At 45.6% G+C, this 24,802-nt stretch carries 25 protein-coding genes and 1 riboswitch; of the genes, 1 reads left to right on the top strand and 24 read right to left on the bottom strand.

Features of this window, described 5'->3' with window-relative positions:
- Positions 1-30: 30 nt before the first annotated feature.
- The 20 genes from ACYVAA_RS14280 to ACYVAA_RS14185 form a co-directional block, all read right to left on the bottom strand.
- Complete coding sequence (locus ACYVAA_RS14280) at positions 31-1,488, bottom strand: hypothetical protein (RefSeq protein WP_460542857.1); 1,458 nt, start codon at positions 1,486-1,488, stop codon at positions 31-33.
- 11 nt (positions 1,489-1,499) lie between these two features.
- The gene (locus ACYVAA_RS14275; RefSeq protein ID WP_460542855.1) at positions 1,500-4,388 is read right to left on the bottom strand and encodes a TonB-dependent receptor; all 2,889 of its coding nucleotides are present in this window, start codon (positions 4,386-4,388) and stop codon (positions 1,500-1,502) included.
- Between the two features lie 211 nt (positions 4,389-4,599).
- Complete coding sequence (gene gldC, locus ACYVAA_RS14270; protein ID WP_460542853.1) at positions 4,600-4,941, bottom strand: gliding motility protein GldC; 342 nt, start codon at positions 4,939-4,941, stop codon at positions 4,600-4,602.
- A gap of 372 nt (positions 4,942-5,313) precedes the next feature.
- Positions 5,314-6,435 carry a porin gene (locus ACYVAA_RS14265; protein WP_460542851.1) on the bottom strand — a complete coding sequence of 374 codons (1,122 nt, stop codon included), beginning with the start codon at positions 6,433-6,435 and terminating at the stop codon, positions 5,314-5,316.
- A gap of 255 nt (positions 6,436-6,690) precedes the next feature.
- Complete coding sequence (locus tag ACYVAA_RS14260) at positions 6,691-7,068, bottom strand: nuclear transport factor 2 family protein (protein ID WP_460542849.1); 378 nt, start codon at positions 7,066-7,068, stop codon at positions 6,691-6,693.
- Positions 7,069-7,183: 115 nt separating this feature from the next.
- Positions 7,184-7,594 (bottom strand): VOC family protein, encoded by a 411-nt coding sequence (locus ACYVAA_RS14255; protein WP_460542847.1) that lies wholly within the window; start codon positions 7,592-7,594, stop codon positions 7,184-7,186.
- Between the two features lie 74 nt (positions 7,595-7,668).
- Complete coding sequence (locus tag ACYVAA_RS14250; protein WP_460542845.1) at positions 7,669-8,583, bottom strand: TolB family protein; 915 nt, start codon at positions 8,581-8,583, stop codon at positions 7,669-7,671.
- Positions 8,584-8,679: 96 nt separating this feature from the next.
- A complete protein-coding gene (locus tag ACYVAA_RS14245; RefSeq protein WP_460542843.1) occupies positions 8,680-9,237 on the bottom strand; it encodes a VanZ family protein in 558 nt (185 codons plus the stop codon).
- A gap of 235 nt (positions 9,238-9,472) precedes the next feature.
- Positions 9,473-10,333 (bottom strand): HAEPLYID family protein, encoded by an 861-nt coding sequence (locus tag ACYVAA_RS14240; RefSeq protein ID WP_460542841.1) that lies wholly within the window; start codon positions 10,331-10,333, stop codon positions 9,473-9,475.
- Between the two features lie 81 nt (positions 10,334-10,414).
- Complete coding sequence (locus tag ACYVAA_RS14235) at positions 10,415-10,801, bottom strand: hypothetical protein (protein WP_460542839.1); 387 nt, start codon at positions 10,799-10,801, stop codon at positions 10,415-10,417.
- 19 nt (positions 10,802-10,820) lie between these two features.
- The gene (locus tag ACYVAA_RS14230) at positions 10,821-11,468 is read right to left on the bottom strand and encodes a DNA alkylation repair protein (RefSeq protein WP_460542837.1); all 648 of its coding nucleotides are present in this window, start codon (positions 11,466-11,468) and stop codon (positions 10,821-10,823) included.
- A gap of 93 nt (positions 11,469-11,561) precedes the next feature.
- Complete coding sequence (locus ACYVAA_RS14225) at positions 11,562-12,599, bottom strand: serine hydrolase domain-containing protein (RefSeq protein ID WP_460542835.1); 1,038 nt, start codon at positions 12,597-12,599, stop codon at positions 11,562-11,564.
- Between the two features lie 454 nt (positions 12,600-13,053).
- Positions 13,054-13,476, bottom strand: a complete 423-nt coding sequence (locus ACYVAA_RS14220; RefSeq protein ID WP_460542833.1) for a hypothetical protein — start codon at positions 13,474-13,476, stop codon at positions 13,054-13,056.
- A 206-nt stretch (positions 13,477-13,682) separates the two neighbouring features.
- Entirely contained in the window at positions 13,683-14,342 is a 660-nt protein-coding gene (locus tag ACYVAA_RS14215; RefSeq protein ID WP_460542831.1) for a sugar phosphate isomerase family, read from the bottom strand.
- Positions 14,343-14,364: 22 nt separating this feature from the next.
- Positions 14,365-15,060: a CoA transferase subunit A gene (locus ACYVAA_RS14210; protein WP_460542829.1), complete on the bottom strand. Its 696-nt coding sequence runs from the start codon at positions 15,058-15,060 to the stop codon at positions 14,365-14,367.
- 15 nt (positions 15,061-15,075) lie between these two features.
- On the bottom strand, positions 15,076-16,002 hold the full coding sequence (locus tag ACYVAA_RS14205) for a bifunctional riboflavin kinase/FMN adenylyltransferase (RefSeq protein WP_460542827.1): 927 nt from the start codon (positions 16,000-16,002) through the stop codon (positions 15,076-15,078).
- Entirely contained in the window at positions 15,999-16,685 is a 687-nt protein-coding gene (truB, locus tag ACYVAA_RS14200) for a tRNA pseudouridine synthase B (RefSeq protein ID WP_460542825.1), read from the bottom strand. The genes ACYVAA_RS14205 and truB overlap by 4 nt, the downstream gene beginning before the upstream one ends.
- A 1-nt stretch (position 16,686) precedes the next feature.
- Positions 16,687-17,484, bottom strand: coding sequence for an undecaprenyl-diphosphate phosphatase (locus ACYVAA_RS14195; protein WP_460542823.1), 798 nt, complete (start codon positions 17,482-17,484; stop codon positions 16,687-16,689).
- Positions 17,485-17,487: 3 nt separating this feature from the next.
- Positions 17,488-17,694: a DUF3098 domain-containing protein gene (locus ACYVAA_RS14190; protein WP_460542821.1), complete on the bottom strand. Its 207-nt coding sequence runs from the start codon at positions 17,692-17,694 to the stop codon at positions 17,488-17,490.
- Between the two features lies 1 nt (position 17,695).
- Entirely contained in the window at positions 17,696-18,586 is an 891-nt protein-coding gene (locus ACYVAA_RS14185; RefSeq protein ID WP_460542819.1) for a cell division protein FtsX, read from the bottom strand.
- A 260-nt stretch (positions 18,587-18,846) separates the two neighbouring features.
- On the opposite strand from ACYVAA_RS14185, the gene ACYVAA_RS14180 reads away from it, so the two are divergent.
- On the top strand, positions 18,847-20,268 hold the full coding sequence (locus ACYVAA_RS14180) for an alanine/glycine:cation symporter family protein (protein ID WP_460542817.1): 1,422 nt from the start codon (positions 18,847-18,849) through the stop codon (positions 20,266-20,268).
- 100 nt (positions 20,269-20,368) lie between these two features.
- On the opposite strand, the gene ACYVAA_RS14175 is transcribed toward ACYVAA_RS14180, so the two are convergent.
- From ACYVAA_RS14175 to ACYVAA_RS14160, 4 genes are read right to left on the bottom strand one after another with little or no spacing between them, the layout of a single operon-like run.
- Entirely contained in the window at positions 20,369-20,758 is a 390-nt protein-coding gene (locus tag ACYVAA_RS14175) for a VOC family protein (protein WP_460542815.1), read from the bottom strand.
- A gap of 46 nt (positions 20,759-20,804) precedes the next feature.
- Positions 20,805-22,031 carry a homoserine dehydrogenase gene (locus ACYVAA_RS14170; protein ID WP_460542813.1) on the bottom strand — a complete coding sequence of 409 codons (1,227 nt, stop codon included), beginning with the start codon at positions 22,029-22,031 and terminating at the stop codon, positions 20,805-20,807.
- A complete protein-coding gene (gene metX / locus ACYVAA_RS14165; protein ID WP_460542811.1) occupies positions 22,024-23,079 on the bottom strand; it encodes a homoserine O-acetyltransferase family protein in 1,056 nt (351 codons plus the stop codon). Before metX ends, ACYVAA_RS14170 begins: the two co-directional genes overlap by 8 nt.
- 3 nt (positions 23,080-23,082) lie before the next feature.
- Positions 23,083-24,390: an O-acetylhomoserine aminocarboxypropyltransferase/cysteine synthase family protein gene (locus tag ACYVAA_RS14160; protein ID WP_460542809.1), complete on the bottom strand. Its 1,308-nt coding sequence runs from the start codon at positions 24,388-24,390 to the stop codon at positions 23,083-23,085.
- A gap of 190 nt (positions 24,391-24,580) precedes the next feature.
- A riboswitch (SAM riboswitch) is annotated at positions 24,581-24,690 on the bottom strand.
- Positions 24,691-24,802 lie beyond the last annotated feature (112 nt).

Raw genomic sequence — 24,802 nt, 5'->3', positions numbered from 1 at the left:
CCGTTACGTTGTTACGGGGCTTTTTTTATGTCATCGGGGCAAGTCATTCCCGACATAAGCATTGGGGTTTACTTTGGGGATAGTGGCGTTCCACTTACTGTTAATCTGGTCAATGATCAGGTTGGTAATAAAGGCACTTCCCCGGCCGTTGGGATGGATACCATCTACCGAAAAACCTCCACTGGGCGGTGTAATGCTGGCGTTTAACCCTACACCTCCTGAGCTGACACTTCCCTCGGCAACCTGCTGTAAAAATGATTGCACATCCACCAATACCAACCTCTCCGCATTGGCACTTACCATGGAGGAGATAGTGGCATTAAAGGTGGAGATTTTTTGACCGATTTCATCTTGTTCCTCCGGGATCAATACATATTCATCTTCAACAGGAAACGCTATACCTCTTTGTGGAGAGTTTTCCCTAGGGGCCAGGGCCTGTGCCAAAGGTAAAGTGGTCTTATCTTCCGGGGTGCTTTGGCGAATGGAAGGAAGGCCAAGTGCGTTGAGGTTCGTCAAACTTTCGTCCTCCATGACAAAGGCATTTAGCCCTGCGCTGAAAGTAATGGTCCGAAAATCCTTTTCTTCCTCACTGATCAAACCAAGTGTGGCAGCTTGGGCCAGGCCTCCATTGTAAAGGGCATAGGCACGGTTGGCCTGGTCTGCTTGGGATTGGCTCAAGGGAAGAGGATTGTACGGAACAAGGTTGAAATAGGGGAGGATGTCGATGTTTGGGATATTCATGACAATTCCATTGGCTGTGGCATTGGCATTGAGCAAAGTGCCCAAAGCAGCAGTTAGCCTGGTCTGGAAATCACTGTCCGATGTAAGGATGGATGGATTGGAGGCTCCACCTATGGCATAACCCAGTACATCATTTGCCCCTAACCAAAAGCTGAAAAAAGTGCCCCCGTCTGCCAAAGCAGCAGCGGCATCCCCGATAAGGGTGGATTGGCCGGGATTACTGGCAAACCTGGCGTACAAAGGGTTGTAGGCAGGGTTTTGATCACTGGCAGGGCCTCCTGTAAGCGGGGTCAGTGCCTGTCCCAAGGTCATGTAAGGTACTCCAAAGTTGTTGAGAGAAGCTTTGTCTCCGGTATAGGGAGTCGGCAGGTCGCCAGGACCTATGGGAGCTGGTCCGATACTTCCGGTGAGGGGATTGGTGGTCAGAATCAGTCTTCCTAAAGGTCCGTCTGGTCCCATGGTGAAAAATCCGTTTTCTGAATTGATGTCAGGAACGTTGAAATCACCGCCACCGACCAGTTTCAGTTGTCCCGCGAGGATGACCGCAAAGCCGTTTCTTTGGCTTCTGTTGTACAATGCCCCGTCCATAAGTCCGGCAGTTATGGAATTTCCCACAGTAATGGTCTTGGAAAAGTCGGCTTCTCCTGGATCTGGAACTACTGTGTCCGGTGCCGGGAAATCGTATTGGCAAGCGCTGATTGACAATGCCAGCGCTGAAGTATATAGTATATTATAGATCGTTTTCATGCTTGTAAAGGTTAATTGAGCAACTCATCAAAAGTAATGCTGATGTAGTAGATGGCGCCAATGGTAGGTCCGCCGTAGTTGAGGGTGTACCGGTTATTGAGGACATTGGATCCGCCCAGTTTGAGCATGGATTTCCACTCTTTGACCTTGTAACTTACTTGTGCGTCCAGTAGGCCTACTTCGGGGACTTCCCCGTTGGCAAATGAAGATTCCCATCTGAAAGCTGTCTGGAACCTGTATGCTAAACTAAAACCTATGTTTTTAGTCAATTTCCTGTTGCTGAGCGTCAAATTGAATTTATGCTCCGGGGTGTTGAAGTCCGACAGGAAGCCCTCTTGGATTTCTGTGATGAGCTTGTTGTAGTTGTAGTTTCCCCCTATACTGAAGTTCCTGGGAAGATTATAGGTGATGCCTAAAGCTGCACCGTTGGCTTTTACAGGGTTGCCGACCAGATTGGTATAGGTCTGGAAGGTGTTTTCCCTACCCGGAATGGTAACGGGAGTCAGTAGAGAAGGAGCGTTTACGGCATTGATGGCCAGTTGTTCATCATTGATAGGGTTGGGGAAAACCGGTCCTGGAGCCTTTCTTACTGCTGTTTGTGTGATAAAGTCGTTATAGATATTATAGTAGTAAGCAAAATCAATCAATAATCGATTGTCTGCCAGAAGGCCTTTGTAGCCGATTTCAAGGGATTTTACCTGCTCGGGGCGGAGGGCAGGTAGGTCTTCGACTGCCACCAGCTGACTGGTAGCGACAGGGGAGACAGGACTGCTGCCTTTACCGACTTCAGCGATATAGTTATTCACGGACGCCAGAGAAAAGGCATTTTCAAAGATGTTGTATTTTTCCCGGTAGTAAGGTAGTCCTCCCAATAACCTGGCGGATACCACATTGAGGTCAATGTGCTGGCCTTGGGTGGTGGGCATTCGGAAACCGGTCTGATAGGAAAGCCTGATATTGCTGTTGCCCTGGGTGATCACAGCGGCAAATCGTGGATTGAACTGCCCCTTGAAGTTTTCATTTTTGTCGTAGCGGATAGAGGCCATCAGCTTCAGGTGGTCGTTCCAAAGCTTCTTTGCCCCTTGGGCAAATCCACCATATTCGGTAATGGTAATGTCATTTCCTTCCACGTCGGCAAATATGGTCCCATTGGAACTCAGGTCATACAGACGGTAGCTTGCCCCAACCTGTAGGTCCATGAAGTCGATTTCTTTCTTGAAATTGTATTGGCCTTCCGTCATGTACATGCGGGAGCGGTCATTGAAAAGAGAACCTTGGGGAATAAAGTCGTTCCGGATCGTTCTGGAGGCATTTTCAAACTCAGGTGTTCCGGGCAGGTAGCGTCCTTGGTCCGCTTGCCCTCTGGCAAACTGATGCGCGGCGGCCTGCTGGGCTGTGGTACCTAAAGTCCCCGGAGCCACCCCTTGTTGGGCCAGGGCTCCCATATAGGAAAGGGTGTATTCCCCAAACCAAGTGGAATTGTCCTTCCAGGTATCGTTTATCCGTACCCCGGTAAGGTCTGCGATAAAGGATTCCCCTGAATTTTCCCGGGTGGTATAAGCCCTTAGAAAAAAGTTATCACCTTTCAATTCGAGTTTATGCTGTGTAATGTCAAATTTGGAAAGGGAATAGCGCTGCGCTCCCGTGTATACAGAGGTTCCGGAGCCATAGTTGACAGTATAGGAAAGTTCGGCCTGGTCATTGATCCTGTAATGCAAGGCCCCGTTGAATTTGTAGTTGGCAGCGGCATAGTCCACCAAAAAACGCTCGTCATAACCGGTACGGGAGACTACTTGGTCCGGTATGCTGGGAATGTAGTCTTCCAAGCCCAAGGCCTCTGCTTGCTGCTGAACGGCTGCTACATTTCTTAACAGACCTATATTATTGGCCACTTCATCACCAAAGACATGTACCCGGTTGGCTCCGGGGTTAAAGGGTAGATCACCTTGGCTGATAGCGTTCAGGTCCGATTGGTTGGTCCCATACCAGTCTTCTGCCCGCATTATGGAACCGTTTAGTTTGAAAGCCCATTTATTGTTAAAGGCCTTGGCATACCGTATGGCTGCTTCGTACATGGGTTGTATGCTTTGGGGCTCGTTTTCGCGGCCGCTGACATGGTTAATGCCCTGTTTATAAAAGGCGCTTAGTCCTTGGTAGTCAAAAGGACTTTTGCTGTTTACCAATAAGATCCCGTTAAAGGCGTTTGGGCCGTACAGGGCTGAGGATGCGCCTGGGATGAATTCGATGCTTTCCACGTCCAATTCGGAAGGACCATTCAGGTTACTGATGGGGAAGTTGAGCGCCGGGGCTTGGGTGTCCATGCCGTCCGTCAGTTGAACAAAACGGGTGTTTCCGGTAGAATTGAAGCCCCGGGCATTGATGATCTGGAAATTGATGGAGGAGGAGGAGACATCCACTCCTTTGAGATTGGCGATTCCCTTATAGTAATTGTCGCTGGCAGTTTCCCGAATGCTGAGGATGTCCATTTTTTCAATGGAAACGGGGGAGGACAAAATGCTTTCTTCCACCCTCGAAGCCGATATTACCACTTCCTGTCCCAGCAGGGTCTGCTCTTGCAGGGAAACTTCCAGGTTATTGGTAGTTGAGCTACTGATATTTACTTCCTGGGGGGCATAGCCTACCATTGAAAAAACCAAAATGAGCGGAGGTGCCTGGTTTACCTCAAGGGAAAAATTCCCTTCTACATCTGTAATGGTTCCGATTACTTTTCCCTTTACGAGGATATTGACACCGATAAGTGTTTCGTCAGTATCGGCATCCTTGACTGTACCTGATATTTTGGTGGTTTCCTGGGCAGTGACGAACTGTGGTTTAAGTCCATGCAGTCCAAGAAACAGCAATGTAAATATCCAAAAGCTTGTTGGTCTAACTTTCTTCATACGAAATGGTTATATTGGATAATAGTTAATTGGGGAGTTTTAATCCCCTTTATGGTATTAAATATAGAAGAAAAAATTAAAGTAGGACTATATGTGTGCAAGAATATCGTGGTTAAGTGAAATTCTTAACATGGGGGAGATACTAATAAAAAGAGCGCCAGAGAATTGAGTATCTCTGGCGCTCTTGAGGATTTTGGGGTATCGGTTACTGTTATTTCGTGTTTTTATTTTCTTCGTTGACATGCTGTACCAACCTGTCACAAAGGTCTTTCATTTCCTCGGACATGTATTCATCGCCTGTGCTGTTAAGGATGGTCTGGGCCATTCCTCCTAAAATATCAATGTAGAAACGCTTCATTTCCACCACTGACATGTCTTCTGTCCAAAGGTCAATTCTAAGGGTGCTGTGGTTCAGGTTGTCCCAAACGTTCAGGCTGATGCTTTTGGTTTGCTCGGTACCTTCTCCCTCTTTATCTGTGGCATCCCACTCAATGGTTTTTGGTAGATTCTTTTCGTCGAGGTTAATTTTAAATTTTATCTCGGAATTTTTCATGGGTTGTTTTCGATTTTCATTTCAAAACTACTAAACAATGATTCGAGTTCCTTTTAAAAACAATTAAAACTGGCTTTTACCTTTTGCTCAAAAGTAAATGAACCGCAAAAATAGTGTTTTTCTTTTGGATCGTAAAAGGATGCTGATGAATTTGGGCGGATTTTGCGGAGAAATGGTAAATTATGACTGTTCAATAAGCATCTAACAGCATTAGCACCTGTTTTCGCTGAGATTTTATAAAAGTCAGCCTTTATGTTATTGGCCGAAGGATGAAATAAAGTTCCAAGTATAAAATCTCCCTAATTTGACCTGCAAGGGTTTTGAAGCTTTTACTTTTGTCATGACCGCGAATGTAAGGATGAAGAGGAATTGCTAATGCTTTTTTGAAAGGTACTCGGAAAACTTGATGGCCAGGGAAGTAGCAATGATCAGGTTATCGTCGGAGAAACCGGCTTTGGTTTCAAATATCCGGTCCTTGCTGTCCATCCACCTTGTTTCCAATCTCCACAAAAGAGCAGGTGATGGAGCATAGTCCAGGTTAATGGAAAACCCCATGGTTTGAAAACCGTTCCTTGTTCCGGTGGGCACAATGATGCCGGTTTTATCCTGATAATATTCAGCCCGAAGGGAGGTGGACCAAACTTTATTAAAAGCGAGCTTACCGATGATGACCGGGCCAAACCACCAATCTAAATTGGAGCTTCCCTTGAACTCTTGCTGGGCACCAACATCAACACCTACAATCAGCTGGAAAGCAGACACGAGTCTAAACTGTCCGTAAAAATTATTGAAGTAACGCATTCTTCTGGTAGAGTCAGGTGTGTCAGTACCAAGAAAAGTGCTCCAATTAAGGGTGGTATTCGGATGAGGGGTGAAGGAAAGCTGGGTGCCAAAAGATGGCAGGGAATTCCCTTCCAGACGCCTTATCCGTTGCCAGCCATTTAGGTAAAGCGCGGCAAGTTCCCATTTTTCAGAGGGACGATAGGAATATTTTGCCCCGCTGAGAAAATAGGGTGAATTTTCAGCGGCAAGGGATCTCGTAAGGGTCAGGTTGTCCATAGAAAGGGCACTTTCAAATCCAATATGTGAAGGAAATATCCCCATATCCAGCCAATGTCTGTTGTTTTGGGAAAGAGCAATACCCACATTTGCTTCAAATACGCCCTTTAATAGATCATCTTCCGCGGCATAGTTGTCTTGTGCATAGGTGCCGGCCTGGAAGGCGATGTTTGCACGGTATTTTGGGTTTTCCAAGGCTATTTTTAGCATGGCCAGGTTTACATTGACTTCATTATGGCGATTGTGGTTAAACAAAAACGTCTGCCTCATACTGCCTTGGGGCCGGTTCAGGTCGTATACATAATACAGGTCTGCAAAGCCGGAAAGGGTCAAAGTGGGTTTTTGATGCCAAGAGCTATCCTCCTGTGCCCAAAGCGTGACACTGGTGAAATACAAAATGATGATCAGGCAGATAGGAAGGTAATAACTTTTCATGTGCTTGAACGCAATCCATCATTAATGTACTCAATAATGTCAATATGCTCTTCCCTGATCTGGCAAGAAGTTTTATAGCTATAGGCTACTACCAAGCATTTATGTATTGCCGCTCTACAGGTAACCTTAATTTTAGGTCTGATTTCTTTCTCCTTGGGGCGATGGCTGGTGTAGCTGATAGTTGAACATGAAATACGCCATAAAAAATATATAACGATTACCATTGTCTAATCCAGGTTGAAAGAAGGGTATAGCTCAATACATTTTATTAGGGTTGGCGGATTTTTCTGGGACTTTTTGTATGGAGTCCCAGTGTTCACAAATTTTTCCGATTTTATCAAAGCGGAAAAAGTCCATGGTTACATATTCTTCCTTTCCCGGCCATATCTGATGTGTGTGGAGGGCAACCAAGTCTCTTTCCGCAATACAGCGTACAAAGCTGATGGATTTTTCAGGATATTCCCTTTGCATCTTTTCAAAGTAGGCGATAAATCCTTCAGTACCGTTGGCCACCGCAGGGTTATGTTGAATGTACTCATTTCCGACGTAACGTTCAACGGCCTCCTTTGGATTGCCTTCATAGGCCATTCGGTAAAAGTCCATGGCATGTTTTTTATTTTTGTCGAGGTCCATAAGTTTGTTTTTTTAATCTTGAATACATTCTTTGCACCTATGAGGGTTGCTTGTGCGTGGAAGAAAGGCTTCTCCGATGGGGCGGATCAGCAGGACCAGCACTTATCCGATCGCCTCACTGACTGTCCTCCTTCTTTTGCTCCAAGGAATAGGCTGTATCCTCTTTTCCAATGATGAAGACCGTTCCGGCAGGATCCATAATCCAATGATTTTCTTCAGGTATTTCTTCCAATTCATCACAGGTGGCTATCCCTTTACTTTTTAAATATTCGGTGGCTTTTTCGACATCTGGTGTCTTAAGTTCCAACCATGTTTCTGAATGGGTATAATTGTCCACGCAGTCCAGCCAGACTGTATTATTCCCAAATTTGACTTCATGGGTTCGGGAAACGGTGGGGTTGTTGATGTTCCTTTCCGAGACGTCCATTTTCAAAATTTCCTTATAGAAATGCACGGTTTGGTCGTACTTTGATTTGGGGATTTTGATGGCGATGTTTAGCCCTACATTGAAATTGATTTCGTTCATGAGACTTTTGAATTTAAAAGCGGTGATCCTCGTGGTCCGCCAGCATGTTTTCCGAATTGCTTGGCTTGAGAGCCTTATTTTTTCCAAACAGGGCTTTCATTTCTTCCTGAAGAATTGGTCAAGGGCACGCGTTCCTTGGTCCTGATATTGATTTTCCAAATATTATATATTCCCTTGTTGCCTGCGGTGTATATCAGCCATCTACCATCAGGGGACCAGTCCGGGGAATAACATTCTATGCTATCCTGCGTGAGATTGTACAACCCATGGCCCTCGGCATCCATGATAAAGAGGTCCCAGGTTCCTTCTTCACTTTGACCATAAAAGGCAATTTGTTTCCCGTTGGGAGAAAATTTGGCTCCTGAATCATAGCCCGGTTTATGGGTGAGTCTTCTCTCATTTCCTCCATTGGCATCAATGATGAAAATCTCCCCATTACCTGAATGGGAGGTATCCAAGGAATCCGGTAGTTGTCGGGTAAAAAGTATTCTTTTTCCATCCGGGGCCCATTCGGGACTTTCTTCATAGAGGTTGTTTTGGGTCAACGGCTTGACGTTTTTACCGTCTTTGTCCATGAGATAGAGGTTGCGGGCAGGGGGATTCCTGTCGCTCACAAACACGATGTTATGTCCATCAGGCGAGAGGGCTGGGCTAAGGTCTTTGGAGAGATTATCCGTCAGGCGCATCAGAGTACTGCGGTCGGATTGGACCGTATAAATCTCTGCATTGCCGTCTCTTTTGGAGTAAAAATATAATTCGCTTCCTTTGCTGGACCAAGCTGGATTAAAATCAAGGGAATCATGCTGGGTAATATTCAGAAGGTGTCCTCCGTTTTTATCCATCAGATAAATTTCGTAATTACCATCCCTGTTTGAAACAAAAGCAACTTCTTGCTTATAAAAAGTGTTGTGCTGCGAAAGATCACGGCTGTATTGCGCTTTACAGGAAGCGAAAATACAGAGAATTAGTAAATACCTCAATTTGTTCATGGGCCCTGATTCTTTCTGCCGGAGTCATACCTGTGCCCGGCCTGATGAATATAGCCTAAAATTCTGAGCGTTACAATGTGCTGGCATTCAATGGTTTTAATTTTTCTCTTTGCGGAGCAGTAGCCGGATTTTATTTAAAAGTACCCGGATTCCTACCACCATGAGCGCGGCACTCCCATTGAATAGGATGTCTTGGGGATCAAATACGCGGTTGGGAAGGAGTTTCTGTAGAACTTCATCCAAAAGGCCCACCAAAAAGGAAATCATAAATGCAAGTAAAGAAGGGGCAAGAAGTGGCTTTCTCAGTCGGGCCCTTTCCAACAGTGCCTTGTGTATAAAAATGGTCAATATGCTGTATTCCATTACATGGCTGCGCTCGGGAGCCCCTAACCTGAAAGTGAACATGACGACAAGGGCTGTTATCCCTATAAGCAGGACCCATTCAAGCTTTTTGGCTTTTGTCCTTATGCCGTGAAAGATGATGGCTGCTCCAACCAACAACATGCCCAAAACAAAAAATACGGCCTGAACATTCTGATCGCGGAGTTGCCTGGCCAAAGGCTGTCCCATAAAAAGCGTGGCATAAATGGCCGCAAACACCAGCAAGGCCCAAAGCCAAAGCCGTTTTTCACGGGTAGAGGTAAAAGGAGGCATAGCTATCTATAGAATGCATGGTTTTTATTCGGGAATATTGGAGGTCAAATTTATCCCAACTTTATGAAAGCTTTATCTCTATCAATATAGGAAAAATTCACCTTCTTATTTAACAACAAAACTATGGATGAGTAACGGTAACTGTTCTCCACTTACCCGAAACAATATAGGATAGTGAGGCCGCAAGCTAACTGCTTACGGCCTTCAGATTTATTATTGACTACCGATAGTTGATTTACTTTTGCCTATGCTGAGGTTCCCAGATCAACCGGATAAAAGAGCTTAACCGTTGCTTTTCCCTGCTCACGGGAACTCCCCCCACAATGCCTATCATCAGATTGTCCGCAACGCCTAAACGCATCTGTGGCCGAATGGTCATGTCAAAGTCCTTATCATCAAAGGTTTTATTGAACTCCAGTCCGATGAAGTTCCTGGTTCCTGAAATCATATAATGAAAACTGGTGTTGACATCGTAAGTCAGGTGAAACTCGTTGGTCAAAAAAGCCTGTTCAATTTTGGGACCTGTATATATCAAGGAATGAATGTTGTATCCCCAACGTTTGGCGACCACTAAAAATGGGTTGTAGATGTTCCCTTTTACAGTTGGTTCCCCAAAGTTACTGAACTCAGAGAGTTCAAACTCATTAATGTAGCCAATAGCCATTGAAGTTGCCATGGCTTCATTGACGAAAAACGACCATTGAGCAGCGATCTTTAGGCTGTTTAGCCGATTGGAAGGAATGGAGTCTTTCTCGGTGTTATTGACGGGCGTGTAAAAGGTAAAAGGCAATTCCACTTCTAATCCCAACCGGTTTATAGGAGCCCACTCATATTCAATTAGTGCCTCATAGGAGTCATATTTTAGATTGTCTGTCAGGCCCAAGCCTATGTTCCATTCTTTTTCCCCCTTTCTTGCACCCAGATCGCGAATCAGGTCGATATAGAGGGGCTCGGCGTGTAAAACTTTCGCCGGTTTTTGGATGCTTTCCACTTGTGAAATGAAAAGACTGTCTTTTTCTATATTAGAAGTTTGGGAATAGCTGTATTGAGCAGATGCCAAAGCCGTCATTAGCATCCATGTTTTTTTGATGTTCATCTTTTTGATTTGTTTTAAGCATGAAGAATTTCCCTGATGACTTAGTGTCAAAAGGGAGCTGCTGACTAAGAAAAAAGCAAATCAAATTTTGGGTGGCGGGCTGTCTATTGGATCAAAACCCTCGGGCAGGTCACTTTTGTGATCAGGGAATGCCTGTTTTTCTATGATTAAGTGTGGACGGATAATAGCAGACTTTAGAGAAAAATGAACCAAGAGGTCTATCTTGACATTTTTCTTTTTGTCATGCTTTTCGGTGTCCGGATCATCGTATTCTTTGAAAGCGTTTTCAAACCCCAGGAATTTTTCCACCACAAGCTCAACGATACTTTCTTGGTCGTTGATGGATAAGTCTTCCGGGAGGTGTTGAGGATCAGGGTCTGCGGTATCTACGCTGATGTTGAGCAGGTAAAAGCCCATAAAGGCCCAAAGAACCTTGGTAAATATGCTATTTTTTATTTGGCTGATCACGATGCGAAATAAACGCTTTTTAGTCTTTATTCCTTTTATTCACCTCGATTTCTATAAATGCCGGCAAATAGTTTGGGGTACATCCTTTTGCTACCTTTTCGTCTTTATACAGCCCTGTTTTCTCTCCTATGCGGATGCAGCGCTCCCGGTATTTCTCTTCATAAATTCCGATCCAGGCGGCAGTGAAGTTCATGGCCCATTGGACCTCTGGTGCTTCTTTGGCTATGCTGGCCTCTATGATGGAAAGCAACTCAGGTGTGTTTTCCGGAGGGGTCTGTCCCGTCCATCTTAACCTGGCCTGATAGTACCAATAGGTTCGTCTTTGGAGGGGAGAGGGACTTTGCTGCCAGGATTGAATCAGGGCAATGGCTTTTTTATCTTTGGTGAGCTGATTGGCCATCAGCCACTCCATCAAATGGTTTCGCTCTGCAGGAGGGTGATTTTGCATATCTTGGTCCAAAGTGTCCAGAAATTCCTGAGAAAGCAGTTTTTTGTCCATGATAAGAACGGCCATCAGTCTGGGGAAATAGTTCCCTGCTGACCATAATTCCATGGCCAAGGCATGGTCTTTCTTGATCTCTTTGGCCATCTTCTTTAAGTCTCCCAACTTAGTGGATGCAGCACTAAGCTGGTCATAAATATGTTGGGTTTTGGAGGAAAGTTTCATATCCGTTTCAGTTTTCTTTATTCAGTAAACACCTTGCCGCTTAGCAGGATAAATGGTTATTGTAAGTTAGTTTAATTTATGAAAAGACTATTCTTACTCTTTTTTATTCCTCAGTATTTTAACGATGCGGTTATAGGCAATTTCCGATAAGTTCCACTGGTATCCGGTAAAATCCGTAGTATTCGTAAATTGAATAACCACAGCATCAATATCCGGGTGATATTTGGCGATGCTCTGATAGCCTGGAATCAGCCCGGTATGTTCGTAGACATAAATAGAGGAATAAATTTCCTTTTCTCCTTCTTCAAACAAAGTACCGTCATTCAATGCCCGTAAAAATATGCCCACATCTTCAGCACTTGCGATCATGGAACCATAGTCGGTAGTCTTTATGTCCTCCTCTATGCCAACATAGTAACCGCTCATCAGCTTGTCCAGATTCACCTCCTTGAGGGAACCGAAAGTGTTTTTCAGATCAAGTGGGCCCAGTATTTCTTCCTTGATGTATTGGAATTTGCTATAACCCACGGTTTGTTGAATGAGTTCGGAAATCAACAAATAATTGGTGTTGGAGTATTCATAGCTAGCGCCTGGTTCAAAGTTCGCCGGTAGGTCAAAGACTTTTTCAAGGGCTTCTTCGCTGCTTTTGGGAGGATCCATCCAAAAGTTGGGCGTGTCGGTAAAATTGGGAATGCCACTTCGGTGCTGTACCAACATTCTCAAGGTGATTTTTTCGGCATTTTCAATCTTTCCCACAAGTTCCGGAAAGTAATCCGCCAGTGTAATATCCAGGGACAAGCGCTGGTCGCTGACCAGCTTGGTGATGGCTACCGCATCATAGAGCTTATTGATACTGGCAATTTTGAATAGGGCTTTCGGGTCGGCAGGGATGTGGTTTTTTCGGTCATGCCATCCAGCGGCATAAAAGGCAGGGGCTTGACCTGGTTGGTCCACATAAACAATGATCCCATCAAATCCGTGATCAATAGCTTGGTTTACCTGTTGCTGAACCGTATCCGGCAAGGGTAAAATCCAGGCCTTTACCACAATCCATGGTACGAAAAATAGGGAGATGATGGTTCCAAGCAGCAAGACTGTTCGAAGTATGCGTTGGGATGCTTTCTTTGTCATTGAGGTACAGTAAGGTGTAAGGAAATTCAACCTAGTAAAAAAGGAGGTAAAAAAGAACGGTTTTTGGTTGTAAATGGCTGTTTGCGAAAATGCTTACTGGTTTTAAGGGTAAACCGATAGGGCAGAAAAGAGCTTTGGATATTTTTAAAGTGAGGCGAGATAGTCGGATGGGAGCAGGGGTGCTCCAGGCTTGATCAGGAAAGCCCTGAAGGTACTATGGGGAGGATCGATTTGGTGGTTTTAAGGATTTAGAACAATCGCTTCAAAATTCATCATTAGTTTCCCGCAGATCTCGCTGATCCACGCAGATTCTTAGTGCTTCGGCTATGCTAATTAGAATAGAGAGAGCCGCATTCGTTTGTTTTTATTTCTATCATAAAAAAAACACTTAGGAATCCAACAGAGTCAAACCGGTGCATGCACAATGATCCGTAGTTATGTGCTTTGCTTTTTCTTAAATTCCGTACATCATTTTATAGAACCATAGATATTCCTTGCTTCCCGCAATTAAGGAAGAATCATTAGCCACTACTTCCATTTGATCGAAATCGTTAAACATTTCTTCATTTTCCTCACAAGCCTCCATAAAATTGATAAAACCTTCTAAAGCCTTAAGAAAACTCCTAATATCTTTAGCGCAATTTCCCATTTCGTAGTCTGGCGAATCATGATCAAGCATTACGATTTCATTGTTTGACTTTCTTATGGCAAGAATATCTAATTCAAAATTTCCAATTTTTTCATATTTCTCACTTAAAGGGAGAATATCTTCTTTCTCTATGAATTCAATCATACCAATCTCATATTTTACCGTTTGAAGTTCTTGTAAGAGCTGAGAATCGCCTTCTATTTGAATTAATCTTTCGAAGTTACTCATGTTATAATTTTGGTTTACTTTCACTGCTGGCCTGACTTAGGTTTTGATTTGATTTCCTTGGATTCAAGGATGAATCCATTCTGATAGTGCCTGCCAACGATTCGCGATTCGCTAATCACGAATCGTCAAATGAATGCAATTAATTGAGAAAAGTTTTTTGGGATATTCTCCAAATGTAATTGTTTGACAGATATTGTCTGATTTTTTTAACCAACCACCATCTCCGGGATGTCTCCTTCCACCACCAGTCTGCCTTCCGTTTTGGACTGGATCTCTTCCACGCTTACTCCGGGTGCCCGCTCCAGCAGCTTAAAGCCTCCTTCGGGAAGGACCTTGAGCATGGCCAGGTCGGTGACGATCTTTTTGACACATTTGATCCCTGTGATGGGCAGGGTACAGCGTTTTAAAAGTTTGGACTTGCCCTCTTTGCTGCAGTGCTGCATGGCCACGATGATGTTTTCGGCTGAGGCCACCAGGTCCATGGCGCCGCCCATGCCCTTGACCATTTTGCCGGGGATTTTCCAGTTGGCAATGTCCCCGTTTTCGGAAACCTCCATAGCTCCCAAGATGGTGAGGTTTACATGGCCTCCACGGATCATGCCAAAGGAGTCTGCCGAGCTGAAAAGGGCCGAGCCCTTGACCATGCTGATGGTCTGCTTGCCGGCATTGATCAGGTCAGCGTCCACATTCTCTTCGGTAGGGAAGGGGCCGATCCCCAAGAGCCCGTTTTCGGACTGCAGGACCACATCGAGTTCGTTCGGTATATAATTGGCGACCAGCGTGGGGATGCCAATCCCCAAATTAATGTATTGGCCGGCTTTTACTTCTTTGGCGATACGTTGGGCAATCTGGATTTTTGATAGCATAGCTTTCCGGGTCTTTGGGCCTTTATTCTCTGATGGTTCTTTTCTCTATCCTTTTTTCATAGCCTTTGCCCTGAAAAATGCGCTGCACAAAGATTCCGGGCGTATGAATATGGTTGGGATCCAGTTCCCCTACAGGAACCAGCTCTTCTACTTCGGCAATGGTGACGGTTCCTGCTGTGGCCATCATGGGGTTAAAGTTCCGGGCCGTGCCTTTGAAGATCAGGTTGCCGGCGGTGTCGCCCTTCCAGGCTTTGACCAAGGAAAAGTCGGCTTTGAGCCATCGCTCTAGAATGTAAAGCTTACCGTCAAATTCCCGGATTTCCTTGCCCTCAGCCACTTCGGTGCCTACCCCTGCCGGGGTAAAGAAGGCCGGGATTCCCGCACCACCCGCGCGTGTCCTTTCGGCAAGGGTGCCCTGTGGGATCAGCTCCACCTCCAGCTCACCGCTGAGGAGCTGCCTTTCAAACTCGGCATTTTCGCCCACATAGGAAGAGATCATTTTTTTGACCATCCGCTTTTGCAGCATCAGGCCAATGCCAAAGTCATCCACTCCGGCATTGTTGGAGATACAGGTCAGCCCTGAAATGTCCTTTTTCAGCAAAGCACTGATACAGTTTTCAGGAATGCCACAAAGGCCAAAGCCTCCCAGCATCAAGACGGTATTGCTGCCGATGTCCTTGACAGCTTCTTCGGCGTTGCTTACGGTTTTGTTGATCATAGGTAAAAAAAAGCGTTAACTTAAAATCTGCCTTGCCCTTTGTTTGTCCCTTTCCAATTGGGCCTTTAACTCATCTAAATTTGCAAATTTTCTTTCCGCTCTCAAAAAATCTTTGAAATAAACTGTGATTTGTTTGTCGTATAAGTTGTCATCAAAATCAAAAAGATGGACTTCGACGGTTTTTTCCAAACCGTCGACCGTGGGGCGCTTGCCGATATTGAGCATGCCCTTGAGTGTTTTTCCCTCCACACCGACCAGAACCGCATAGGCCCCGTCACTGGGGATCAGCTTATAATTGCTGGGTACATGGATATTGGCGGTTGGAAAATCAATGGATCTTCCTATCTGCTGCCCTTTGATTACAATACCGTTGAGCTCATAAGGCCTGCCCAAAAACTCGTTGGCCACAGCGACATGGCCTGCAAGCAGGGCATTCCGGATTTTAGTGCTGGAGATGCCCACATGGTCCACGTCTTCGCGGGAAATTTCTTCAAGCTCGAAGCCATAGCGGTCGATATTGGCTTTCAAATGGTCAAAGCTGCCTTCCCTGTTTTTTCCGAATCGGTGGTCATAGCCGATGACCAGTTTTTTGGTATGTATTTTATCGATCAGGATTTTTTGGATAAACTCCTCTCCGGTAAGCTGACTGAATTCCTTGGTAAAGGGAATGGTGATCAAGTGGTCGATGCCTTCATTTTCCAGAAGCTTGGCTTTTTCCTCAAAGGTGCTGAGCAGCCTGAGGTTATGCTCTTCGGGATGCAGTACCAGACGTGGATGGGGCCAAAAGGTGATCAGTACCGTTTCTCCCTGCATCTGTTGGGCAATATCGCGGATTCTGGCCAGGATCTTTTTGTGTCCGAGATGGACCCCGTCGAAGGTGCCACTGGTCACCACGGTGTTTTTTACCGGTTCGAAATGGTCTAGTCCTTCGTAAATTTTCATTCCTTATTGGCTTTTTCCGCTTTGATTTTTTCGACAAGTTCAAGGACATCCACCGCATCAGAGAGCAGTGAATCACCTATCCTTGTCCTGCAAAGTGCCGACATATAGGCTCCCACTTGCAGGAGTTCGCCCAGATCCCGAGCCAGGCTGCGGATATAGGTTCCTTTGGAACAGACGATTCTAAAGTCTATTTCAGGAAGTTCGAACCGTGTGATTTCGAATGTAGATACCGTGACCGGCCGGGGTTCCAGCTTTACATCAATACCCTTTCTGGCCGATTCGTACACCCGCTTTCCATCTTTTTTGATGGCCGAGTGGCTAGGGGGGACCTGCATGATTTCTCCTGTGAGCTGGGCACAGGCCGCTTCCACATCGGCAAGGGTAAAGTGGGAGGGATCAGCTACTTCCTCCACTTCTTGCTCCAGATCAAATGAGGCGGTGGTTTTTCCGAGAACGAAAGTTCCGGTATATTCCTTTTCCTGCCCCATAAAATCATTGATGCTTTTGGTTTTTTTTCCCGCACAAATGATCAGCAGTCCCGTTGCCAAGGGGTCCAAAGTCCCCGCATGGCCTACTTTTTTTATTTTCAAGGCATTCCTGATTTTTTTGACCACATCAAAGGAGGTCCAGCGATAGGGTTTGTTGATCAGGAATACTTCTCCGTAAGGTTCTTGTTGGTTCATTTTACATTAATAATCCGCCCAGCACAGCGATGCTGCCCACAATGGCACAATAAATAGCAAAGTAAAAGAGTTTTCCTCTTTTGACAATGTTGATCATCCAGATACAAGCTGCCAGTCCTGCAAGGAATGCAGCGATAAATCCCGCAGTAAGACTTACGGCAGAAATGCCTTCGGCGATACTGGGGTCTTTGATGTATTTGAGAAGCTTGATGCCCGATGCCCCTAGTATGGGGATAAGCACCATCAAAAAGGAAAATCTGGTGGCTTTTTCCTTTTCTACTCCTATCAGCAAAGCCGTGGCAATGGTAGAGCCCGACCGACTCATCCCCGGCAATATGGCAATGGTCTGGGCTATACCGATGATAATGGCCTTCGGAAAGGTAACGATGCCATCGCGCTTGGCCGCAAAATGAGAGAAGGCCAGCAGTGCTGCCGTCACCAGCAGCATGGAACCTACCAATACGATCTTTCCTCCAAAGAGGGCTTCCAGCTGTTCTTCGAACAATACTCCGACAATACCGATGGGGATCATGGATACCAGGATTTTGGCCGCGAACTTGGTTCCTCCGTTCCATTGGAATTTAACCAGGTCCAGGATTATTCTCATCAGGTCTTTTCTAAAGACGATAATGGTACTCAGTGCCGTGGCGGCATGGACTACTACGGTAAAAAGCAGGTTGTCTCCTGCTTCAACCCCCAGCAAAAAGGCCCCCAGCTCAATATGCCCACTACTGGATACCGGCAAAAATTCAGTAAGCCCCTGAATAATGCCAAGGATAATGGCTTCGATGATGGTCATAGTTTATTTTTCCGATTTGTGAAAAATGGCGTAAAATTCGAAAACAAAGCCGAAAAGCGTAATGATCGGTCCTAAGGTAAGTCCCATAAACCCAAAGCCGTGAGGTTCACTGTCCAGTCCGATGATGATAAATCCCACAACGATAATGGCTATGCCAATTAACATCAGGATGTAATTTTTTTTTGAAAAAGGCAGGTTGTTTTGATCCATATTAATAAAGTTCGTCCAAGGACATGTTTAAGTATTTGTTGACAGCCCTAAGGGTGCTGAAAAACGATAAGATTGCTCCCAAAGCCACCAATCCCCCAAAGAGGATCATTAACATTTCATTGTTTTGGAGCAGGGCAAAGCCGTCGATATTGGCTTTGGTATATTCGATCAGGGCTAGTAATAATCCAGAGGCTAAAATGCCCGCCAAAGCCCCGAAAAGAAAGGATCTGTTCAGGAAAGGCCTTCTGATAAATCCCCTTGTGGCGCCGACCAGTTGCATACTCCTGATAAGGAAGCGTTGGGAAAACAGGGCAAGACGGATGGTGTTATTGATCAGGATGATCACGGTGACGACCAGGATAAGGATAAATGCACCCAGCACGATACTTACCTTGAGAAGGTTTTGATTGATGGACTCCACCAGATCGTTCATATAGGTGACTTCAAACACCCCGTTGATGTCTTCCAGTTCGGCGACTATTTTGCCCATTTCCTCGGAAGTCTGGAATTCTTCTTTTACAGAAATCACATAACTGTCCCGCAGGGGATTGTCATCCAAAAAGGCTTTGAAATCTTCCCCTGTATCCTCCAAAAATGATTCTGCAGCTTCATCCTGGGAAATAAAGGTAACTTGTGCCCCCTCTTCCTTGACCAGAAGATAAGGTTTGGCCTCCAGGGTTTTTCCGATTTTTGCCATGTCGGAATCCGACAGGTTTTTGTTGAGAAAAATCTGGATTTCGATATTTTCGCGGATGATGGAAGTGAGGGTTTTTGCCTGAATGACAATGACCCCAAAGAGCCCTACGATAAACAGGGAAAGGGTGGTGCTGAAGAGCACACTCATAAACTTAAAACTTCCTAGCCGTTTCTTTTTCCTCGAAGATTTGCTCATATCGTCATGAATTCCTCCAAAATTAATCAGGTATCTGTATTAAACCAATCTTATTGGCTAAAATGCAAAACCGTCTAAAAATAACGGCAAAGCTTTTTAGACATTGCCCTGGACAAGGTGTTTTCCATTAATGGAAAAATCGGGGTTGGTGAAATATTATTTTGAAATTTCTGATAAATTTTTCTTTTATTTGGGGTTTCCGCAGCAGACAAGCTGTGCGTAAAAGTTTTGATTGAAGCAAAAACATAGAATTTACCCAAATGAAAGAGATCATAGAGGCCATCAACGCGGTGGTTTGGAGCAATGCCCTGATTGTATTGTGTTTAGCAACAGGGGTTTACTTTTCGGTAGTGACCGGATTTTTGCAGGTCAGGTATTTAAAAGAAATGGTCAGGCTGCTGTTTAAAGGAAAATCTTCCGATCAGGGAGTTTCTTCATTTCAGGCCTTTGCCATAGCCATTTCGGGAAGAGTAGGCACGGGCAATATTGCCGGAGTGGCCACAGCCATTGCCATGGGCGGGCCAGGAGCCGTTTTTTGGATGTGGGTCATCGCCTTCCTCGGTGCTTCATCGGCTTTTGTAGAGTCTACTCTGGGACAACTTTATAAAGAGGTAAATGAGGGGGAATACCGTGGCGGTCCGGCCTATTATATCGAAAAGGGCTTGGGGATAAAATGGTATGCGCTGCTTTTCGCCTTTGCCACCATTTTGAGTACGGCATTGTTTATGCCCGGGGTGCAGAGTAATAGTATTGCCCTAAGTATGCAGAATGCTTTTGACGTTCCTGTGGAATACACCGGTATTGGGGTGACGGTTTTCCTTGGACTGATCATCATAGGAGGGGTGAAGCGGATAAGCAAGGTAGCGGAAATAGTGGTGCCTTTTATGGCGGCAGCTTATATCCTGATGGCCATTGTCATTATCCTGATGAACATTTCAGCAGTTCCGAGTATTCTGTCACTGATCATCAAGTCCGCCTTTAATATGGAAGCCGCTTTCAGCGGGGTATTTGGAATGGCCATAGCCTGGGGAGTAAAGCGGGGCATTTATTCCAACGAGGCTGGTCAGGGAACCGCCCCCCATGCGGCGGCTGCGGCAGAGGTGAGCCATCCTGCCAAGCAGGGTCTGGTGCAGGCCTTTTCGGTCTATGTGGACACCCTGTTTGTCTGTACAGCCACGGCACTGATGATCCTCTTTACCGGCCAATATAACATCATAGATCCGGCGGGAGGCTTTATTGTAGGAAATCTGCCGGGAGTAGAAATCGGCCCGGAATATACCCAATATGCCGTGGCAACGCATTTTCCTAATCTTGGACGTGGGTTCATAGCCATATCGCTGTTGTTTTTTGCCTTTACCACCATTATGGCTTATTACTACATAGCGGAGACCAACCTGAGTTACCTCAACCGAAACAAGCACAGGGCCTGGTCATTGTGGGGGCTAAGGCTGTTGATCCTGGTGACGACTTTTTATGGAACTGTCCGTGCGGCGGAGGTAGCCTGGATGATGGGGGATATCGGAGTAGGGGTGATGGCCTGGTTAAACGTGATCGCTATTTTACTCTTGAGAAAACCCGCACTGAAGGTACTGAAGGATTACCAAAAGCAGCTAAAAGCCGGTAAGGATCCGGTATTTAAAGCCAAAGAAGCGGACATTCAAAATGCGGATTTTTGGGAGTAAGGTGGTATTCAGAATAAAGGCTGTTTCATAGAACTGAGGCTCTTTCTCTGTGAGCCCTACGTTCTCTGTGGGAAAACCAGAATTAATGTTTGACCCGGATTTACTCCCAGATTCCTTTGGGAACTATTTCCAGAACGTGGCCAAAGGGATCTTCAAAATAGCAGCTCATCAGGCCATCTTTCCAGGGCTGTTCATGGGTGATGTGTATTCCTCGGTCTATAAGCTTCTGCCGGGAAGCAGCGTAATCAGCAGCGGCCACTTCAAAAGCAATGTGTTGTTTCCCAGAGGCATAATGGGGAGGGAGTACTTTTTCGTTTTTGGTGGCCTCCGGAATAAAACAAAGTAAAACAGCGCTGCCACATCTGAAAAAGATATGCCGGCCTTCCTCGCGGGAAATTACCGGCATATCCAGGTTGTCGTGGTAAAATTTTTCCGCCTTATCCAAATCGTTGATGTAAAGGCAGGTTTCTTTAATCTGTGTAAATTCCATGCTTTAAGTTAACCAAAACAAGGGATTTACACACGTTCTGAAATGATTAGTTGACTGCGGAGCTCACCGCTCCTTTCAGTTTTTCCTGCAAGCTTTCCAATGCCACTGCCCCGTTGATAGCAATGATGGAAATTTTGTGCTGGCCAATCAAGTCCTGGTTTTGGATCAAACTGTCCGTGGACAATCGGGCAATGGCCCAGTGATTTTCACCCACAAAGCTTTCCGTAGCTTCAGGGGCCAACTTTTTGAGCGCGTCCAGGTTTTTGCTCCTGATAATTACCTCTATGCTGCCTTTTTCAGGATGGGCAACGGCAGGGATTTGGCCTTCTAGCTTATCGTAGCTGTAGGAATATCCTTTAGCTGCTTTGCACAAATCCGCATAAACCGAGGCTCCAGTAGGATGGCTTCCAGCCCCCTTACCTTTATAAAACTGCTCCCCGAGATTGTCGGAGAGTACTTTCAGGGCATTGTATTCATTTTCTACCCTATACAAGGCGTTTTGCTGGCAGACCAGGGTAGGCAGGATATAAGCTTCCACGCCTGAAGGGCCTTGCTGGGCTTTGGCAAGCAGCTTGATTTTCAGCCCAAAAGCATTGGCCAGCTCCACATCTTCTTTCCTTATATGCTGAATACCTAAAGTGGCAATACTGTCTTCTTTAATATATTGGCCAAAAGCATGGAGGATCAAAATGGTCAGCTTGCTGCTCACATCACTGCCATTGATGTCCAAGGTAGGATCAGCTTCCGCAAAGCCGTTTTTCTGGGCCAAAGCCAAAGCATCTTGAAAGCTCAGTCCGTCCTCAAAAAGCCGCGTAAGAATGTAGTTGGATGAACCGTTCAGTATGCCTTCAAGCGCATTGATCCGGTCACCCTCAAAATGCGTGTCCAAGGTGGTGATCACTGGGATTCCAGCAGCAGCCGAGGCTTCGTAGAGTAGGCTCCCGCCATGCTCTTTTTCCAGTTGGAGCAATTCAGGGAGGTGTGCTGCGATCATCTTCTTATTGGCAGAGATGACCGTTTTACCTTTTTTCAGTAAAGTCTTTACATACAGAAAGGCTTCATTTGGATCTGAAATCAGCTCTATTCCCAACTCTGCAGGCCCTTCCAGGATGTCCTTGGGGTCGTAAGAAAATGGCAGGGCATAATCTCGCTCCTTGTTTTTGTTCTGAACGACTATGGTCGAAGGCAAGAGCTCTTTTTGATGTTTTTGGGCGATTTCATAATAGCCCTGACCGACTACCCCGAAGCCAAATAATCCAATCTGTTTAGCCATTATTTTCCAGATAAAAAGATTTTAAAATATAGTTTAGTTGCTCATTTTCCACCAAAAAGGCATCGTGTCCATAAATGGAAGAAATCTCCCGATAAGTGCCTTTGGGCACATTTTTACTGATGAATTGGGATTCTTCCTTGGTGAAAAGCAAGTCGGTGTTGATTCCTATGGTCAGCACTTTGGCTTTGATTTCAGAAAGGGCTTTGGCCGTGCCGCCGCGGTTTCTGCCTACATCATGGCTGTCCATGGCCTTGGTAAGCACCCAATAGGAAAGGGCATTGAAACGGTTGGCCAGTTTTTGGCCCTGGTACCTTAGGTAAGAGCTGACTTTGAAATTGTCGGTTTTTTCTTCGGTTTCGCCTTGGCTGGCCTGAAAGATGTCCTGGTGCCGGTAGCTTAGCATGCCAATAGCACGGGCGGCTTCCAGTCCCTTTTTGCCCGCATCAGGGGAGTTTTGTCCCCATGTGCTGTCAGACTCAATGGACATCCGCTGGGCTTCGTTGAAGCCGATGGTCCATGGGGAAGTCTTTGCATTGGAGGCGATGATGATGGCATTCTTCACCTTTTCCTGAAGGGAATAGGCCCATTCCAGTGCCACTTGCCCACCTAAAGAACTACCAATCACCGTATCTATTTGCTCGATTCCCAAGTGTTCACGCAGTCGGTCAAAAGCCGCGGCGATGTCCCTGGTGGAAAGGTTAGGGAAATCGTAATAGTAGGGTATGCCGGTTTGCGGGTTTTCACTCAAGGGTTGGGTGGATCCATAGCAGGACCCCAAGAGGTTCGCACATACAATAAAGTATTTGGTGGGGTCAAAGAATTTGTCCTCCCCAACTACTCCGCTCCACCAGCTTTGCACATTGGCATCCCCGGTCAGGGCATGCACCACCCAGATGACATTGTCTTTCTTGGGGGTAAGATGGCCTTGCGTGGTATAGCTCAATTGAAAGCGGGGAAGGGCTTCTCCGGAATCCAACTTCAATTCTTCCTCACAGTGGAAAACTTCTTGGCTCATATCGGTAATCAGATACGGTGATTGTAAGTTCATTTTTTACTTTATTTTTTCAAAGGCCGCCTCAATGTCGCCTTTGATATCGTCTATATGTTCGATGCCCAAGGACAGACGCAGCAAGGTAGGGGTAACTCCCGCCGCCAGCTGTTCTTCGTCATTGAGCTGTTGGTGTGTGGTTGCCGAGGGCTGAATGATCAGGGTTTTGGCATCCCCCACGTTGGCCAGATGGGAAATCAGGCTAAGGTTGTTGATAAAGGCACTGGCAGTTTCTTTGTCTCCCTTCAGTTCAAAACTCAATACACCGCCGAAGCCATTGGTCAGGTATTTCTGGGCCAGCGTATGATAAGGGTTACTTTCCAGTCCCGGATAATTTACCTTTTGTACTTTGGGGTGGTTTTCCAGCCATTTGGCAATGGCCAAGGCATTGTCCACTGTTCGCTGTACCCGAAGTGAAAGGGTCTCCAGGCCTTGAATAAGCTGGAAAGCGTTGAAGGGGCTAAGGGCAGGGCCAAAGTCTCTCAAGCCTTCTACTCTTGCACGAATGGCAAAGGCAATGTTGGGCAGTCCCAGGGGATTGTTTTCTCCGAAAGTCTCCCAGAAATTCAATCCATGATAGCCTTCAGAAGGTTCTGAGAATTGAGGGAATTTTCCATTGCCCCAATTGTAGTTTCCTGCATCTACTATTACTCCTCCTATGGAGGTGCCATGGCCGCCGATCCACTTGGTGGCTGACTGTACCACGATGTTAGCGCCATGTGCTATGGGCCTGAACAAGAAACCTCCCGCGCCAAAGGTGTTGTCCACTACCAAGGGAAGGTCATGCTTTTGGGCCAAGGCTGCGATGCTTTCAAAGTCCGGGATGTTGAATTCAGGATTTCCGATGGTTTCTACATAGATGGCTTTGGTTTTGTCATCTATTTTTGCTTCCAGATCTTCGGCTTTGTCGCTTTTGGCAAAGCGGGCATCGATGCCCACGCGCTTAAATGCCACTTTGAACTGGTTATAAGTACCTCCATAAAGGAAAGGGGAGGAGACAAAATTTTCTCCCGCCTGTATGATATTGTTTAAAGCGATAAACTGTGCGGCCTGTCCTGATGAAGTGGCCAATGCGGCAACCCCACCTTCCAATGCGGCAATTCTTTTTTCAAAAACATCCGTGGTAGGATTCATGATCCTGGTATAGATGTTCCCAAATTCTTTCAGACCAAAAAGGTTGGCTCCGTGCTCGGCAGAATCAAAAACATAAGAAGATGTCTGGTAAATGGGAACGGCTCTGGATTTGGTGGTTGGATCCGGTTCCTGACCGGCATGTAACTGTAAAGTGTCGAAATGATATGCTTGTGCCATAGTTATGACGGTTAATTGAGTTAGAAAATTTTAAATTGAGTCAATTGAAATAATAAATATACCTTGGCTTAAAATGCCATGGGTTGAAGTATATACATGTCCTCCATAAAGGGATACATTAAAAAGAAGTTGATCGAAGTTTGTGTTTGGCGTGTTTTGCTTATCCTTTTTATAAAATTCATTTGTTAAGAATTTATATTTCCAAATGAGGATATTCACATTTGGCAGGAATTGGCACCTTGGATTTTCCAGGTTGCCAGAGGGTCAATGAGCCTGTCTCTCACCTCTTCTGTATAAATCCTTGTACTTTTAAAAAGTAAAGGATGTCACAAAGAAACAATTCAAATTTCGAATTTGCAAGTATTCGAAATAGACTTTTTATAAAATAATTGACGTTAAAAATCCCTATTAA

It is taken from the genome of Echinicola sediminis (assembly GCF_054777495.1).
Note: the sequence above shows the minus strand (reverse complement) of the source record. Positions and strands in the feature narration are given on the sequence as shown.